At 34.9% G+C, this 17,351-nt stretch carries 14 protein-coding genes; 8 read left to right on the forward strand and 6 right to left on the reverse strand.

Features of this window, described 5'->3' with window-relative positions; all coding sequences use genetic code 11:
• Position 1 precedes the first annotated feature (1 nt).
• From glmS to C8C87_RS15600, 5 genes are all read left to right on the forward strand, one after another.
• Complete coding sequence (glmS, locus tag C8C87_RS15580) at positions 2-1,849, forward strand: glutamine--fructose-6-phosphate transaminase (isomerizing) (RefSeq protein ID WP_121343225.1); 1,848 nt, start codon at positions 2-4, stop codon at positions 1,847-1,849.
• A 388-nt stretch (positions 1,850-2,237) separates the two neighbouring features.
• Positions 2,238-5,063 (forward strand): carboxypeptidase-like regulatory domain-containing protein, encoded by a 2,826-nt coding sequence (locus C8C87_RS15585; RefSeq protein ID WP_121343226.1) that lies wholly within the window; start codon positions 2,238-2,240, stop codon positions 5,061-5,063.
• Positions 5,064-5,096: 33 nt separating this feature from the next.
• A complete protein-coding gene (locus C8C87_RS15590) occupies positions 5,097-6,590 on the forward strand; it encodes a G-D-S-L family lipolytic protein (protein WP_121343227.1) in 1,494 nt (497 codons plus the stop codon).
• A 255-nt stretch (positions 6,591-6,845) separates the two neighbouring features.
• On the forward strand, positions 6,846-8,357 hold the full coding sequence (atpD, locus tag C8C87_RS15595; protein ID WP_035668832.1) for a F0F1 ATP synthase subunit beta: 1,512 nt from the start codon (positions 6,846-6,848) through the stop codon (positions 8,355-8,357).
• A 79-nt stretch (positions 8,358-8,436) separates the two neighbouring features.
• Positions 8,437-8,718 carry a F0F1 ATP synthase subunit epsilon gene (locus tag C8C87_RS15600; RefSeq protein WP_099713839.1) on the forward strand — a complete coding sequence of 94 codons (282 nt, stop codon included), beginning with the start codon at positions 8,437-8,439 and terminating at the stop codon, positions 8,716-8,718.
• A gap of 52 nt (positions 8,719-8,770) precedes the next feature.
• Here the strand turns inward: C8C87_RS15600 and C8C87_RS15605 are convergent, their stop codons facing one another.
• From C8C87_RS15605 to C8C87_RS15630, 6 genes are all read right to left on the reverse strand, one after another.
• Positions 8,771-9,313: a GNAT family N-acetyltransferase gene (locus C8C87_RS15605; RefSeq protein WP_121343228.1), complete on the reverse strand. Its 543-nt coding sequence runs from the start codon at positions 9,311-9,313 to the stop codon at positions 8,771-8,773.
• Positions 9,314-9,405: 92 nt separating this feature from the next.
• Entirely contained in the window at positions 9,406-9,828 is a 423-nt protein-coding gene (locus tag C8C87_RS15610; RefSeq protein WP_233550051.1) for a hypothetical protein, read from the reverse strand.
• A 224-nt stretch (positions 9,829-10,052) separates the two neighbouring features.
• Positions 10,053-11,609 (reverse strand): vanadium-dependent haloperoxidase, encoded by a 1,557-nt coding sequence (locus C8C87_RS15615; RefSeq protein WP_121343229.1) that lies wholly within the window; start codon positions 11,607-11,609, stop codon positions 10,053-10,055.
• Complete coding sequence (locus tag C8C87_RS15620; RefSeq protein WP_121343230.1) at positions 11,599-12,522, reverse strand: hypothetical protein; 924 nt, start codon at positions 12,520-12,522, stop codon at positions 11,599-11,601. The genes C8C87_RS15615 and C8C87_RS15620 overlap by 11 nt, the downstream gene beginning before the upstream one ends.
• 131 nt (positions 12,523-12,653) lie before the next feature.
• Complete coding sequence (locus C8C87_RS15625) at positions 12,654-13,781, reverse strand: hypothetical protein (RefSeq protein ID WP_233550052.1); 1,128 nt, start codon at positions 13,779-13,781, stop codon at positions 12,654-12,656.
• A gap of 489 nt (positions 13,782-14,270) precedes the next feature.
• Positions 14,271-14,810: a hypothetical protein gene (locus C8C87_RS15630; protein ID WP_147402384.1), complete on the reverse strand. Its 540-nt coding sequence runs from the start codon at positions 14,808-14,810 to the stop codon at positions 14,271-14,273.
• Between the two features lie 295 nt (positions 14,811-15,105).
• On the opposite strand from C8C87_RS15630, the gene C8C87_RS15635 reads away from it, so the two are divergent.
• From C8C87_RS15635 to bioD, 3 genes are read left to right on the forward strand one after another with little or no spacing between them, the layout of a single operon-like run.
• Positions 15,106-16,245 carry a pyridoxal phosphate-dependent aminotransferase family protein gene (locus C8C87_RS15635; protein ID WP_121343232.1) on the forward strand — a complete coding sequence of 380 codons (1,140 nt, stop codon included), beginning with the start codon at positions 15,106-15,108 and terminating at the stop codon, positions 16,243-16,245.
• Positions 16,246-16,293: 48 nt separating this feature from the next.
• Positions 16,294-16,680 (forward strand): GxxExxY protein, encoded by a 387-nt coding sequence (locus C8C87_RS15640; protein ID WP_121343233.1) that lies wholly within the window; start codon positions 16,294-16,296, stop codon positions 16,678-16,680.
• A gap of 48 nt (positions 16,681-16,728) precedes the next feature.
• The gene (bioD, locus tag C8C87_RS15645) at positions 16,729-17,346 is read left to right on the forward strand and encodes a dethiobiotin synthase (RefSeq protein WP_121343234.1); all 618 of its coding nucleotides are present in this window, start codon (positions 16,729-16,731) and stop codon (positions 17,344-17,346) included.
• Positions 17,347-17,351: the final 5 nt, after the last annotated feature.

Here is a 17,351-nt window from a genome sequence, read left to right on the forward strand (position 1 = left end):
TATGTGTGGAATCGTTGGTTATATCGGTTATAGAGAAGCTTATCCTATTGTAATAAAAGGATTAAAGAGGCTTGAATATAGAGGTTATGATAGTGCCGGTGTGATGTTATATGATGGTAAAGAGCTAAAACTTTGTAAAACAAAAGGAAAGGTTTCAGATCTTGAGGAAAAGGCTGCTACGGCAATTACTGCAAACGGGACTATAGGGATAGGGCATACGCGTTGGGCAACTCATGGTGTTCCAAACGATGTGAATTCGCATCCTCATCTTTCTAATTCAGGTGATTTGGCAATAATTCACAATGGAATTATTGAAAATTATGCACCTTTAAAAGAAGAGTTAATAAAACGTGGGTATGTTTTTCATTCGGATACTGATACTGAGGTATTGATAAATCTTATTGAAGAGGTACAAACTAAAGAGAATTTAAAACTGGGGAAAGCAGTCCAGGTAGCATTGAATCAAGTAGTGGGAGCGTATGCAATTGCTGTTTTTGACAAAAAGACTCCGGACGAAATTGTTGCTGCTAGATTAGGAAGTCCATTGGCAATTGGTGTAGGAGAAGGAGAATATTTTATTGCTTCGGATGCTTCACCTTTTATAGAATATACTTCTAACGCAATCTATCTTGAAGATGGCGAAATGGCAAATATTAGATTGCATAAAGCCATGAAAATTAGAAAAATTAAAGATGATTCTTTAGTTGATCCTTATATTCAGGAGCTTCAAATGAACTTAGAGCAAATTGAAAAAGGTGGTTACGATCATTTTATGCTTAAGGAAATTTATGAGCAACCAAGTGTTATAAAAGATACCTATCGCGGAAGACTTCATGCTAATGAGGGCATTATTCAAATGGCTGGAGTTGAGGATAATTTAGAAAAATTCCTTAATGCTGATAGAATTATTATTGTGGCTTGTGGAACTTCATGGCATGCAGGTTTAGTTGCTGAGTATGTTTTTGAAGAGTTTGCGCGTATTCCGGTAGAAGTAGAATATGCTTCGGAGTTTAGATATAGAAACCCAATAATAAATAGTAAAGATGTAGTTATTGCTATCTCACAATCAGGTGAAACAGCTGATACTATGGCTGCCATAAAACTAGCCAAAGAACATGGCGCATTTGTGTTTGGTGTTTGTAATGTAGTGGGTTCTTCTATTTCTAGGGAAACACATGCAGGAGCTTATACACATGCCGGACCTGAAATAGGTGTCGCATCGACTAAAGCTTTTACGACTCAAATTACAGTATTGACAATGATTGCTTTGCGTTTAGCAAAAGCCAAAGGGACTTTGTCGAATAGCGATTTTCATACTTATTTACAAGAATTACAAATTATTCCTGAAAAAGTGAAAGAGGCTTTAGAGACAAATGAAAAGGCAAAAGAAATTGCTTCTGCTTTTAAAGATGCTCCTAACTGTCTTTATTTAGGAAGAGGATATAACTTTCCTGTAGCTCTTGAAGGCGCCTTGAAACTTAAAGAGATATCTTATATTCATGCTGAAGGTTATCCTGCAGCTGAAATGAAACATGGACCTATTGCATTAATTGATGAACATATGCCAGTAGTTGTTATTGCTCCTAAGCAAGGACACTATGACAAAATTGTAAGTAACATTCAGGAGATTAAATCAAGAAGTGGAAAAATTATTGCTGTTGTAACTAAAGGCGATACACAAGTACGTGAATTAGCTGATTATGTTATTGAAATCCCTGAAACATCAGATGCTTTGTCACCATTGATTACGACAATCCCATTACAGCTTTTGTCTTATCATATTGCGGTTATGCGCGGTTGTAATGTTGATCAGCCTCGTAATTTAGCAAAATCAGTAACTGTAGAATAAGTTTTATACAAAACAGATTTACATTATAATATTTAAAAAGCCTCGAAAGATTTTCTTTCGAGGCTTTTTTTTGAATAAGTGTTTTTATGTTGGGACTTTTTTAAATGCCTGAAAAGCGTAAAGGAAACGTTAAATTTCCGCTGCTTTATCACTTTTATCAAATATCTAAAAATTAATAATTTTTTTGTGATAAATGTATTTTTTATATGCATGCATAATGATATTCTGTTATTATTACATAATTTTTAACATATAATAATAAAAAATAAATGTAGAATAAGTGCGAATGAGGTAAAATAACTGATAAATATGAAATTTTTTAGGCGCTTTTTTATTAATATCAAAAATATTTGTACTTTGGCGTCATAAACCAACAAATTTTAACCCAATGAGAGTGTATTTACTTTTTTTGTCATTGTTTTTTTGTAGCCTAACTTTTGCTCAAAATTCAATTTCAGGTATTGTTACAGACAGTAACAACCAACCTATTCCTGGAGCCAACATTAAAATTGTTGGAGACACTTCAGGTGCGATTACCGATTTCGATGGTTCTTTTATTTTAAAATCGTCCAGAAAGGCACCTTTTACAATTGAGGTGACGAGTGTAGGATATGTATCTAAAAAAATTAATGTTTCGTCTGATAATCAGAAGTTAGTTGTAAAGCTTGAAGATGAAGAGACTAAACTAAACGAGATAGTGGTATCTGCTTCAAGAACTCCAGAGAGAGTGATTGAGTCGCCGGTTACTATTGAGCGAATGGGTATTCAACAAATAAAAAGTACTACTGCGCCAACATTTTATGATGGTTTAGAAAATCTTAAAGAGGTGCATTTTAATACAAGTAGTATCTCATTTAAGTCTATCAATACAAGAGGTTTCTCTACGGTAGCAAATACTCGTTTCATGCAATTAGTGGATGGGATGGATAATTCTTCTCCTGCGTTAAACTTTGTATTAGGAAACTTAATAGGTCTTTCGGATATTGATGTGGCTAATGTTGAGTTGCTTCCTGGAGCTTCTTCGGCTCTTTATGGAGCAAATGCTTTCAATGGTATTTTGTTCATGAATAGTAAAAATCCTTTTACAAATCAAGGGATTAGCACCTACGTGAAATATGGTCAAACAAGTCAAGATGTTGCAGGTACTAATGACTATTTTGATTTTGGATTAAGAGCAGCTACTGCTTTTAGCAAGCATTTTGCAGCCAAAGCAAATTTTAATTTCTTGAGAGCAACAGAATGGATTGCTGCTGATCAAAGAAGTATGACTGGTGGTTCAATTGGACATGCAAACAACCAAAATTATGATGGTTTGAATTTATATGGTGATGAGGTTACAACTTTTATTACTAATGTAGGTCAAGTTAGCAGAACGGGATATCGTGAGCAAGATTTAAATGACAATAAAGTAAAAAGCGTAAAAGCTGATTTCTCTTTGCATTTTAAACCATGGGAAGGTGAGACAGAAATTATATTGCAACATAAAATAGGGTTGGGAAGTACTATTTATCAAGGTGCAAATAGATATGCATTGGGAGATTTCTTCATGCAACAATCTAAATTGGAAATAAAAGGGAAAAATTTCTTTGTAAGAGGATACATTACAGATGAAGACGCTGGAAATTCATACGACATGCGTTTTGCTGCTTGGAATGTTAACAGAGCAGCAAAGTCTGATACAGAATGGTTTACAAACTACGCTACTGCTTATCAGCTTTCGGGTGCTGTTTTGGGAACTAACGCTCAACAATCAGCTGCAAATGCGAGAAACTATGCTGATTATAATATCAAGCCAGCAGGTTTAGCTTTTTTACCTACTCCAACAGGAAGTGCTAGATTTGAGCCGGGTTCTGTTCAATTCAAAAATGCTTTAGCTGTGGCGATATCTGAGCCAGATCTTACTAAAGGAGCTAAGTTTATTGATCAATCAAAGATTTACCATTCAGATGTGAATTATAATTTTAAAGATTTAGTGAAATTTGCTGAGATTCAATTAGGAGGTTCATTCAGACAATATGAAATGAACTCTCAAGGAACAATCTTCACTGATTTCGACGGTCCATTAAGATATAATGAATATGGTGCTTACGGGCAATTGACAAAAAAATTCATGGACGACCGATTGAAATTTACAGGATCTGCGCGTTACGATAAAAGTCAAAATTTTGACGGAAACATTTCGCCTCGTGTATCTTTTGTTTATTCTGCCGGAGCAACTAAAAAACATAATTTCAGAGTTTCTTATCAAACAGGTTTCAGAAACCCAACTACACAAGATCAGTATATCGGTCTGGACTTAGGTCCGTTCGCTTTAATTGGTTCTGCTGCTGAGAATTTAGATCGTTTTACTGAAGTTAGAACTGTTAGTGCTGCAAGTCAGGCATTGGGAATTCCTGCAACTTTAACACTGACAGGTCAAAACGCATATAACAATTCATATACATTGACTTCTGTTCAGGCTTTTAGTGCTGCTATTGCGGCTAACCCAACTAATGTTCCAGCAGCAGCAGCTTTGTTGCAAGCGGCTAAGATTGGATTGGTAAAACCGGAAGAGGTTCAAGCTATCGAAGTGGGATACCGTTCGGTTGTTAATAATGATTTGTCGATTGATATAAATGGGTATTATAATTTATACAATGATTTCATGAATACTTCAAGAGTTATCAGTCCTTATTATGGAGATGTTAATACAACTTTTGATTTTGGTAATCCTGCAACTTTGGCTACACTTTCAGCTTTAAGCAATGGAGATAGAAGAGTATATCAAGTATATACAAATACTACAGCAAAAATTACATCTTTAGGTTTTGGTGTTGGTTTGTCTAAAAAAGTGTACAAGGATTTTGAATTGGGTGTAAATTATAATTATGCTGAATTTAATTTCAATCAAGAAGAAGATCCAAGTTTTGTTGCTGGTTTTAATACACCGAAACATAGAGTTAAAGCGTCTATTGGTAATACTAAATTGTTTAAAAACTTTGGTTTCAATGTTAATGCAAGATATAATACAGAGTATTTATGGCAATCTTCTTTTGCTGACGGAATGGTACCTGAGAACACAGTTTTGGATGCTCAAATCAATTATGGTTTTCCTAAATTGAAATCAGTGCTTAAAGTTGGTGCTACTAATATTGGTGGAAAAGACTATATTCAAGTAATAGGAGCGGGTGCAATAGGACAACAATGGTTTGCTTCTTGGACAATCAACCCATAATTTAATAAGGTCAATAATTTTAAAAAATATATTATGATAAAAAATTTCAAATGGCTGTTGTTGATTTCGCTAACCTTCGCAGCATGTAATAATGATGATGAGGTAATCGTTGAAGAGCCACTAACGGCAGGTACGGCAGATTTCTCTAAATATGTGGCTTTAGGGGATTCATTTGCGGCAGGATATAGCGATGGTGCTCTTTTTAAAGCCGGTCAAAAAAATTCATATCCAAATATTCTGGCTGAGCAATTTGCTTTAGTTGGTGGAGGTGTTTTTACAAATCCATTTATGGCAGACGATAATAGAGGAGGTTTTTCAATTGGAGGGAATCAAGTTCCTCAATTTCCGACACGTTTGTATTTTAATGGAGCTGGGCCTGTAAATGTTTCAGGGGTTTCGGGAACGGTTCTTGGTGCCAGTATTTCTGGTGCTTATAGCAATATGGGTGTTCCAGGAGCAAAAGCGATACATTTAGGAATTGCAGGTTACGGACAGGCTAATCCTTATTTTGGACGATTTGCAAAAACAGCAATGTCTAGTGTGGTTAAAGATGCTACGGATCAAAATCCAACTTTTTTCTCTTTGTTTATTGGTGGAAATGATGTTTTAGGATATGCTACTAATGGTGGTATACCTACTTCGCAAGATCCTGTTTCAGGAAATGATATTACACCGGCGGGTACTTTTAATGCTGCTTATAATGCTTTGGCAACTGCTCTTGCAACTGGAGGAAGAAAAGGTGTTGTCGCAAATTTACCATACATCAACAATCTTCCGTTTTTTACGACGGTTCCTTATAACCCAGTTCCTTTAGATGCTGCTACTGCAACGCAGTTAAATACACAGTTGTTGGGGCCTGTAAAACAAATTCTTACTGCTTTGGGAGCTGGAAGTAGAATCAAAACATTAGCTGCTTCTGCTACTAATCCTTTGTTGATAAGAGATGAAACTTTAGTAAACTATAGTGCTCAGATTACTGGTGCATTGACAGCGGCGGGTGTTCCTGCAGCTCAAGCGGGTTTAATGGGTAGTCTTTACGGACAGGCACGCCATGCTAATGGAGGTGCGAATGTTGCTGATAAAGATTTTATATTACTTACTACAAGAACTGTGATTGGAACACCACAAGCTGGAGTTCCGGCTCCTTTTAATACTGTTGGGATTACTTATCCTTTACAGGATAATAGAGTTTTGACAGCTTCAGAGGTTTCTGAGATAAAATTAGCTACTGATGCATACAATGTAACTATAAAAGCTGCTGCTGATTCAAACAGTTTGGCTTTTGTTGACACGGCATCAATATTGAATCAGTTGAATAACGGAGGAATTCGTTTTGGTAACTTTCATATGACGGCTGCTTATGTAACTGGTGGTACTTTTTCTTTAGACGGAGTTCATCCAAGTCCTAGAGGATATGCTTTGATTGCCAATAAATTCATTGAGGCGATAAATGCTAAATACGGCTCTAATTTGAAAGGTGTTGATTTAGGTTTATATGGGATTCAATATCCAGCAACGATACAATAATCAGAATTTACTTTTTTATAAAAAACCATCCGTTTTTTAACGTGATGGTTTTTTATTTTTGAGGATATTGCTATCTTTTGTCTGTTTCTAAGTCATTTCTCCATTATCTATTAAAAATATCCTTTTTTTATAAAAAAATAATTGATTTTATATTTTAAAAAATTATCTTTGCGCTCTGAAAAAAGCATTTAATCGATACGTTTCGGTTGGTACTAATTCATAAACCTAAATAGCTATTTAATAAATACATAAGTAATGTCAAAAGTAATAGGAAAAGTTGCCCAGATCATTGGACCAGTAGTTGATGTAGTTTTCAACGGTAAGGATGTTGAACTTCCAAAAATTTATGATTCGTTAGAAATCACAAAAAAAGATGGTACTTTATTAGTACTTGAAGTACAATCTCACATTGGTGAAAACACAGTACGTACCATTTCGATGGACTCAACAGATGGTTTGAGTAGAGGTTATGAAGTAGTTGGAACAGGAAATCCTATCCAAATGCCAATCGGTGCCGATGTTTACGGTCGTTTATTCAACGTAATTGGAGATGCAATTGACGGTTTAGGTAATTTACCAAAAACAGGAGAAAATGGTATGTCTATTCACAGACAAGCACCAAAATTCGAAGATTTATCTACTTCTTCTGAAGTTTTATTCACAGGTATTAAAGTAATCGATTTAATTGAACCTTACTCAAAAGGGGGTAAAATTGGATTGTTCGGTGGTGCTGGAGTTGGTAAAACAGTATTGATTCAGGAGTTGATTAACAATATTGCAAAAGGTCACGGTGGACTTTCAGTATTCGCAGGAGTAGGAGAAAGAACACGTGAAGGAAATGACTTACTTCGTGAGATGTTAGAGTCAGGAATTATAAAATACGGTGATGAATTCATGCACTCTATGGAAAATGGAGGATGGGATTTATCTAAAGTTGATATGCCAGGAATGAGAGAGTCTAAAGCTACTTTCGTTTTCGGACAAATGAATGAGCCTCCAGGAGCTCGTGCTCGTGTAGCACTTTCTGGATTATCTATTGCAGAATATTTCCGTGATGGAGCAGGAACTGATCAAGGTAAAGATGTATTGTTCTTCGTGGATAATATCTTCCGTTTTACACAAGCAGGTTCTGAGGTTTCGGCACTTTTAGGTCGTATGCCATCTGCGGTAGGGTACCAACCAACATTGGCTACTGAAATGGGTGCGATGCAAGAGCGTATTACATCAACAAACAAAGGTTCTATTACATCTGTACAAGCGGTTTACGTTCCTGCGGATGATTTAACTGACCCGGCTCCGGCTACAACTTTTGCTCACCTTGATGCTACTACTGTATTATCTCGTAAAATTGCTGAGTTAGGTATTTATCCTGCGGTTGATCCATTGGATTCAACTTCAAGAATTCTTACTCCTCAAATTTTAGGTGATGAGCACTATGACTGTGCGCAAAGAGTAAAAGAAATTTTACAAAAATACAAACAATTACAAGATATCATCGCGATCCTTGGTATGGAAGAATTATCGGAAGATGATAAATTAGCCGTTTCAAGAGCACGTCGTGTACAACGTTTCTTATCTCAACCTTTCCACGTTGCTGAGCAATTTACAGGATTAAAAGGAGTTTTAGTTGATATCAAAGATACTATCAAAGGATTTAATATGATTATTGACGGTGAATTAGATCACTTGCCAGAATCAGCTTTCAACCTTAAAGGTACTATTGAAGAAGCTATCGAAGCTGGAGAAAAAATGTTAGCGGAAGCTTAAAATTAGTTTAAAAGTTTAAAGTTTAAAGTTCACTCGTAACTTTAAATTTTAAACTTTTAAATTTTCAAACTACAAAAATATGTTATTAGAAATAGTATCACCAGAAGCAAAATTATTTTCAGCAGAAGTAACTTCAGTTACATTGCCAGGAGTTGATGGAAGCTTTCAGATTTTGAATAACCACGCGCCAATCGTTTCTATTTTAGGAAAAGGTGTCGTGAAAATTACAGCTTCTGATTTTGCTTTTGCAAAAGAAGTAGCAGGTAAATTCACGAAGTTAGATGCTCAAAATTATACACTGGCTATCAATTCAGGTACAATTGAAATGAAAGACAATAAAGTTATTATTTTAGCTGACTAAAGTAATCTTGATCATAAAAAATGAAAGCCTCACAAATATGTGAGGCTTTTTTTTATGTCCAATCCCAAAGTACAATATTCCAAACAATCCCGTCTTCGTTATAAGTATCAATTATTTTGAATCCAATGGCTTCGTGTGCTTGCATAGAGCGAAGATTTATAGCGGCAACTTCAGTGATTAAGTAATCAAATTGATGTTGCAGTTCCTCTCTGTAAAAATGATAAAGTCCTCTGAATATTCCTTGTTTGCGATAGTTTTTATCTACACAAATTTGCCCCATTACAACGTAGGTTTTATCCTTGGGTACTAATTCATCAATTCTTTCAAACATTGGAATAAGAGCCTTGATTTCGTTCCTAAAGCCAGAAAGCATTACAAGTGCAAAACCTACTACTGCGTCATTGTCTTTAGCAATAATGTGTGCGCAAGCAGAATTCATTTGTTCTAGCAAAGCGACGGAATGTTGCACAGTAACAAATCCTTCTTGAAGTTTTTCTTCAGAACTTATATTCTGAGAGCTGTTTTGTAATTGGAGCGCTCTAATTTGTTCCAATTCGTTTAAAGTTGACGCTCTTTTATAAAGTATAGGTTTCATTTGATTTTATCGATACGGATTGATGATTGGTATTTACTATCTGTAATTATAAAATTAGAAAATCTTTGATTACACGAAATGGATTTAGATTTTTATTTTTCGCTTAATTTCAAATTCATTTCGGCATAATATTTTTCATTGTATTTTCCTGCAACCACAAGGGCTCCAGAAATTAAAATAAGATTTTTGATTATGTATTGTCCCGCCAAAGTAGGGCAATAAGGAAATGCATCAAAACAAATAGTTTTTAGAATAAAAACAGGAAAAAATGTAGCCGCCATATGCATTAATAATAGCGGAATAGTATAAGGAATGAGCCGTTTTATGAGTAAACCAAGACCAATAAGAACTTCGCAGATACCAAGAATTGGAATAAATATTTCAGGTTTAAACCAATAAACGGTTTGTTCTACTAATTCGCCGGCAGGACTCATTCCGAAAATTTTTAAAGCACCAAACCATATGTAAACTATTGCCAAAGAAATTCGCATCATATTGACGCTGTGTTTTTCCATTTTTTTGCTTAAAATAAAATAAAAAGTATTGAATATTTTTTTCATCAGTAAGGGTATTTAATGGGTTGTCCCAGCTTTTTTTATAATCGAAGCATTATTCTGTTTCAAATTAGATTGTGAAAAATAAAAAAACCTAACAGGTTTCCAACGTCTGTTAGGTTTTAGTTGATAAATGAGATAGCAAACAAACCATTAAAACAAAGTATCAACTTAATTATTTTAAGTTATTCGGCGCCATCAGTAAGGGCTCTTGCTACAGCAAAACCGCCTACTTTTTCGCCTAATTCAAGTCCTTTTTCACAATCGCTTCTGTAGTGTATGCATCCAAACATTCTAGAATCCGAAGCTTCTTTTGCCATAGCCACAAAACTTTGTTTTTTTGCAGGAATTATGTGTGATAAAACTACGCAGGCTGCACCGCTAAACGTGGAGTGACCTGATACATAGGAAGGGAAATTAGGAGTGCCTGTCAATGTTTTTATAGATGGGTCAACTTGAGAAGGTCTCGGGTTGAAGTAAGTGTATTTTGCATCCCAACAGCTGATTGCTGCATCCATCATTGCAATATTTAATAATGCAAGATTTCTCGCCCATCGTACTTCACTATAATTTAGCTCTACAAATGACTCTGACGCAATTGCATTCCAGTGTCCTGGAGGTGTATAAGTTCCTACACCATCAGCCCAAAAAGTCACGATTTGCATGTTCTTTCTGGTGGCATTTTTTCCGTAGTTTTTTACTTCAGCTAATTCCTTTGCAAATTGTTCTGATTTTGTAGAAGGGGGAGGAACCGGACGGCTGGCAACAACCATTTCTGGAGTCATTAAGAATGATTTTACTTTTCCAAACAATGGTAACATTGGAGGTCTTGCAGGTACATCCAATGATTTCCAAGGAGTTTCTCCAGTGGCAGCAGTTTGAGTTTCCAGTTGTGTCCAAAGCGCTTGATTACCAATAGCTGCTCCAGTTCCATCGGAAGCTGCTCTGGCGATAAATTTGCCTGCAATTTTTCTGCCTAAAATAATTCCGGCATCAACATCACTTCGAACATTGGCACCACTAATAATGCGATATAATTTTTGTTCCTCTGCTTTTTCTTGTATGTAAGCGATTTCTGTTGGGAACAATAATTTTAATAATTCCACCGTAACTCCAGCTAAAACAGCATCTTCAGATGGATATGAAGGTAAGGCGCTTTTTGGGATTAAAACCGGTAAAGTTGCATCAACCGTAAAAGGTGCAGCTCTATTATACAGTTTTTTATAATGCCAAGTAGCAATCATCGCATCGTATTGCGCAGCACTCACATAAGCATAAGCTCTGGCTGCGTATGGAGGATTTGAAAAAGGAAATTCAGGATTCGCAAATGGATTTGCTCCAGATGGTGCAGGATACGTTCCGTCTTCATTTTGATATGGTGGACGATTGTGTCTTGCAACTAAGGTTCGCATGATTTCATTCCAACGTAAAACACCTCCGGCACTCCAGTATTTTATTATTTTTTTCTGTTCCGGCGTTATGCTTGCTTGGTAACTTTTTATTTCATTAATTTCTCTTGTAAATGCGGCTGCGGTACTTGCTATTGGTGCATCCAAAGAGAATTCATCCGGTGTAGTCAATAGGAATGTTTTCCAAGTTCCTGCTAATTCGTCTGTATTAGCCGGATTTAATTGAGGAAATTGTTCGTTGCGTTCTGTTAACTCATCACTACAAGAATAGTTCAATGTAAGAAACAAAACCAAAAGACTGTTATAGGCTATTTTTTGTATTTTATTTTTCATTTTCTTGAGTTGTTTTTTTTAAATTAAGGATATAAAATAAACCGCCATAAAAGGTATTCGATTGTCCAACATTTCTGCCTTCTGTAACAAAATTGCATCCTCCAATAATAGATAATGCCGGTATTTTCTTGAGTGTATATTTACTGTTCACGCCTACTTTTAATGCATTCATTGTATTGCTTGGAAAAGGCATATTGTTTGTTGTAATGTCAAATCCTCCAGATTGTGTAACCCAGTTGTCTACCACTGCTTCAGCTATTAATCTGTTGGAGCGATACCCTATTCTGAAGTTTACAGAAATTGCGTCTGGCATGTCAACTTCATTGGTGTAATGTATTTCGTCTGTGTAATAGGAATTTCTGTCAATGGTTATGTTGGCTCTTTTTACATACGCTCCAGATAACGTGGAGAAAAAGTGACCTCTTTGATAATCACCCATCAATCGTAAAGAAGCAGTTTTGCTTTTTAGACCAAGACTTAAAGGTAAATAATCAGCTGAATAATTAGAAACTGGAGCCGAAAGTCCTCCTAAAGCATATAAAGAGTAGGTCGCTTTGCCAATTGTTTTTTCAAAAGGCATGTATTTTATGGTTAACGATACATCCTGCAATCCTTTTTGACCTTCCATTGTTCCTGCAGAAGCTTTTGTCTCTAAGTACGGAAGGCTGAAAATAATATTCAATTTATCAGAAACACCATAGTTTCCCATCAGTGCAACTGATTTTGTAGAAACGGTACCAAGATTAAGATTTTCTCTTTTAAAGGTTCCTTCCCAATACTCGTCCCAGCTGCTATATTGGTATACAGCTCCAAAACAAAAATTGTTTTTGCTCATCATAATACCGTCAATCTCTGTTTGAGCATTCATAAATAAAGGTGCCAACAGCAGGCAACTCAGATAAAATTTTTTCATTAAAAAATGGTTTTGGTTAGTAGTTTGGTGTTTTACGATTTAAAATAATTGGTTTTTTTTGATATAATTTAAAAGCGTATTGTGTTATTGATATTCTTGTGAAATGCAACTAATTCTTAAATGGTATGTCTCTAAAATCGGGTTGATATACCGATGTTAATTGTGTAATCAGCAAATGCCGCATCACCCTGAACATGTGTACCTGTTGTTACAGAATTTTCTTTGTCAGTAACACTTTGTGTACGGTTACGAACTACTGCAAATGGCACTGATGCAAACAAGACTACTTTTTTGTATTCATAGTTTACAGAAGGCTCTACTGACCAGATATAACCCGGACGACGGAAATCGCCGCTGCCACCTACAAGATCATAAACAGGAATCCCTTCTAATCGTGCACCGGCCGCCACAGATAATCCTTTTACTTGATTCACGGAATAGTTAAAACCTGCTCTAAACATATATTGATCTGGTACACTCATAATAGCTTCGTTAGCTAATCTTGATGCAATTGTTTCTCTATAGGTTCTCGTGCCATTTTGCTCACGAGGATTAATTAAGTAATAGAAATTACCGTAAACTCCAAAGTTCTCAATGAAGTTATAAAATGTATTTAATTCAAAAGTAAATCCAGTACCACCGTCTCCTAATTGGATGGATTGATCTACAGTGCGCAATTCTTTTGTCCCGTTTGGACCTACATTGTAAAAATAATCTTTGTAGTTGTAATCACCGGTTGGTAATTTTATCCCTAATCCTAATTGTATATTTCCTTTTGTGCTTTTTGCCGGATCTAACATCCACCTGTAAGCGGCAAATCTAATATCTCCTATTCCAAAAGAACTGGTTGAATGTCTTTCTCTTTTTACGTAAGTCCCATTTACCAATCCATGTTCGTACAATGAAGAACGAACGTTGTTTGAAATGGGAAGGTCGACCATAACGGACCAACGGTTGTTTAATATTCTGGTGAGTGAAAGATTGAAAACGGAAGTGTAATTGATGACTTCTGTTTTTTGAACTAATCTGTCTTTGTTTTCTTCTGTTCCTGAAAAGTGTCTGAATGATCTAAAATAACGCCCACTGCTGGCAAATTGCCATCCGGAAACATTAGTACTGTCTGCGTGAATCGACATACAGCTTGTGGCATTACCCTTGATAGCGACGCAACCTTGAGCAGACATATTTTGGGTGTTAAAAGTAATTGTAAGGAATAGGATAAAAATACAAGCGGATTGTAAAGCGAATAAATTTTTCAAGTTTTTGGTTTTTTAAAATGGTTAATGGTATAAAACAGGCCAACAACTGCTTCTTTCTAAAAAGAAGTTTGGCATTAAAAACAGATAAGTTAGTGGATTGGTAGTATCACTGTAAAGCAAGATCTACTTTGGCTTTCGCCAAAAAGTCTCGTTGATTTTACAAGGCAAAAGGATAGATTGAAGGTTACATTTGAAATAAAGAACTCTTTTAAAAATCCATTTTTTGAATTTGCAAATCCATTTAAATCATGATTCTGAAAGCTAGTAGTACAAAACATACCAGAATAGAAATACAAAATAGGCCTTTGAATTCATTCGCAAAAAGCGAATTCGGATAAATACAAAAGACTATTTTGTATTTATAACGGGCATAATTTCTAATAAATGGATGTAATAAATGTACAGATTTAGCTAAAAAGCAATCGTGAATTATCTTGACTTAACAAATGCCAGATAAAAGCGAATGATTCCACTAAAATGAAAGAAGATTTAAACGAAATCGGGTGGTGAATACGATACGGAAATGTATCCGGAATCTAAGGCCTGGTTTGGCATAATGATAGGTTCACTTGAAAGTACAGCTGTTTTTGGAGAAAAATCTACGCAAACAGCAGTATTTGCTACATAATCTTTTAGGAAAGATTTTAGTAGTTTTTTGACTGGAGACTCTTTTGATGAGGATCCGTTGAATAATTGATTGTCAACAATATCTTTTAAATCCTGACTTATTGCATCTTGATGTGAATTGCGCAGGTAATACAGACTTAGTATGTTGTTTTGAATTCTTTTCTTGAAAATATGATAACTTTTATTGTTGATAACCACATCTTCATTTACATACTCAAAATCAGTGTCTTCGATAAAGGAGTATAAAGTGGCGTTCAATTTGATTACTTGAAACTCTGAATCATGTTTTTTCTCCATAGAAGACACCCACGCTTGCTCCTCTTGATAAGCAAACATCAGATAGTATCCCATCACGTTGTAGAACAACGTTACTATTAGAAAAAGTGATGCAATTCGTTTCATATTTGCCGAAAGTAGAAAACTATTTCATAGGTTAACATCTTCGATATTAATTTTAAGTTTTTTTTAACATAATTTTATGAAAGTTATAAATCGAAACCGTTTTCGGAAAAATTTATGGATTTTTTTTTCATTGCTATTTTTCAATTGTTAAATTTTAATGAATTATATTTTTATGATTTATGAAATGGGATTCTAAATTAGAATTTATATTTCAAATCTCATTAATTTGAAGAAATCAGCAAACAAAAATGACACAAAATCCATAAACCAAAAAAGATGCTTATTTTTGCTGACTATGAAACATTTTCCAGAAAATCTATCCGCTAAACTTGAAATTAGAAAGCAGAATAATGCTTTGCGAAAATTACCTTTGTCAAGTAAAAAGATTGATTTTTCTTCCAATGATTACTTGGGTTTTTCTCAGTCAGAAATTATTTTTAAGGAGACGCATCAGCATTTAATTACTAATAAAATCATTCAAAACGGAGCAACCGGTTCTCGTTTATTATCTGGAAACCATAAACTGTATCAGGAAACAGAAGACTTTATTGCAAAGTTTCACAAATCTGAATCGGCTTTGATTTTTAATTCGGGCTATGATGCCAATGTTGGTTTTTTTAGTGCTGTTCCGCAAAAAAACGACTTGATTTTATACGATGAATTGTGTCATGCTTCTATTCGGGACGGAATTCAACTGTCGAATGCCAAAGCCTATAAATTCAATCACAATGATTTTGAAGATTTAGAAAAATTGATTTTACGGAATCCAAACACCAATATTTATATCGTCACCGAATCTGTTTTTTCTATGGATGGTGATTGTCCAAATCTAGAAGAATTAGTTCAGCTTTCGGATAAATATCATTGTTATCTTGTTGTTGATGAAGCGCATGCTTTGGGCGTTTTTGGTTCTTCAGGAGAAGGATTCGTTCAAATGCTGGGCTTACAAGATCATGTTTTTGCACGCATTATGACTTTTGGGAAAGGTTTGGGATGTCATGGAGCTGCGATTTTAGGTTCGACTGAATTGAGGGATTATTTAGTGAATTTTGCCCGAAGTTTTATTTATACCACAGGGCTTTCACCCCATTCTGTTGCCACGATTTTGATTGCTTATCAGCATTTAAAACAGGATTCGGATTCCATTTTAAAATTAAGAGAAAACATTGTTTTTTTTAATCAGGAAAAAAATATGTTGGGATTAAAGCCACTTTTTGTTCGAAGCAAATCTGCGATACAATCCTCGATCATTCCAGGAAATGAAAAAGTAAAAGCAATCTCCAACCAACTGCAGGAAAAAGGGTTTGATGTGAAAGCGATACTTTCGCCAACTGTTCCCGAAGGACAGGAACGCTTGCGTTTTTGTTTACACAGTTATAATTCGACGGAAGAAATCTCTGAAGTATTGCGTTTGTTGAGTACTTTTGTTTTTTAGCCACAGATGACACGGATTAAACGGATTTTAATTTTTAAATACTAAATAATGACTGAAATTTTACACAAAGAATTATCGGAATCTATTTTAAAAGTTTTTTATGACGTTTACAATGAATTGGGTTATGGTTTTCTTGAAAAGGTGTATCAAAATGCAATGTATTTGGAATTAAAATCACAAGGTTTTAAAGTTGAACCTCAAAAGCAAATTAAAGTATATTATAAGAATGAACTTGTTGGTGATTTTTTTGCTGATTTACTAATCAATGATCTTATCATTTTAGAATTAAAGGCTTGCGATAGTTTAGTGAAGGCACATTATGTTCAGACTTTAAATTATTTAAAAGCTACAAATATTGAAATAGGTTTGTTGTTAAACTTTGGAGAAAGACCAGAAATTAAAAGACTAATTTTTACAAATAACAGAAAAAATTAAAAATCTATATAAATCCGTTTAATCCGTGTCATCTGTGGCCAAATATATATGAAACTATTTATAACAGGAATTGGAACCGATGTTGGTAAAACCATCGCGTCAGCTATTATTACAGAAGCTTTGCAGGCAGATTATTGGAAACCCATCCAAGCTGGCGATTTAGAAAATTCCGACAGTCATAAAATCAAATGTTTTTTATCTAATGAAAAGACGGTAATTCATCCGAATAGTTATGCTTTGAACACGCCGGCTAGTCCACATCTCGCTGCTGAATTGGACGGAATTGTAATTGATTTAAAGAAAATTACTGAGCCCAAAACAGAAAATCATTTGGTTGTTGAAGGTGCTGGAGGTGTTTTTGTTCCGTTGAATTCTAATGATTGTGTTATTGATTTGATTCAATCTGATTATAAAGTAATTGTAGTTTCCCGTCATTATTTAGGAAGTATCAATCATACTTTGCTCACGATTGAAGCCTTGCAAAACAGAAAAATAGCAATAGCAGGAATTGTTTTTTCGGGTGATCAAAATAAAGCTTCTGAAGAAATAATCTTGAACAAAACAGGTATAAAATGCATTGGAAGAATTGAGCAAGAACCGTATTTTGATAAAAATGTAATCAAAGAATACGCTGATTTGTTTCGCGAACAGCTATTGAGTTTATAAAATTA

Source organism: Flavobacterium sp. 120 (genome assembly GCF_003633605.1).
GTDB classification, from domain to species: Bacteria; Bacteroidota; Bacteroidia; order Flavobacteriales; family Flavobacteriaceae; genus Flavobacterium; species Flavobacterium algoritolerans.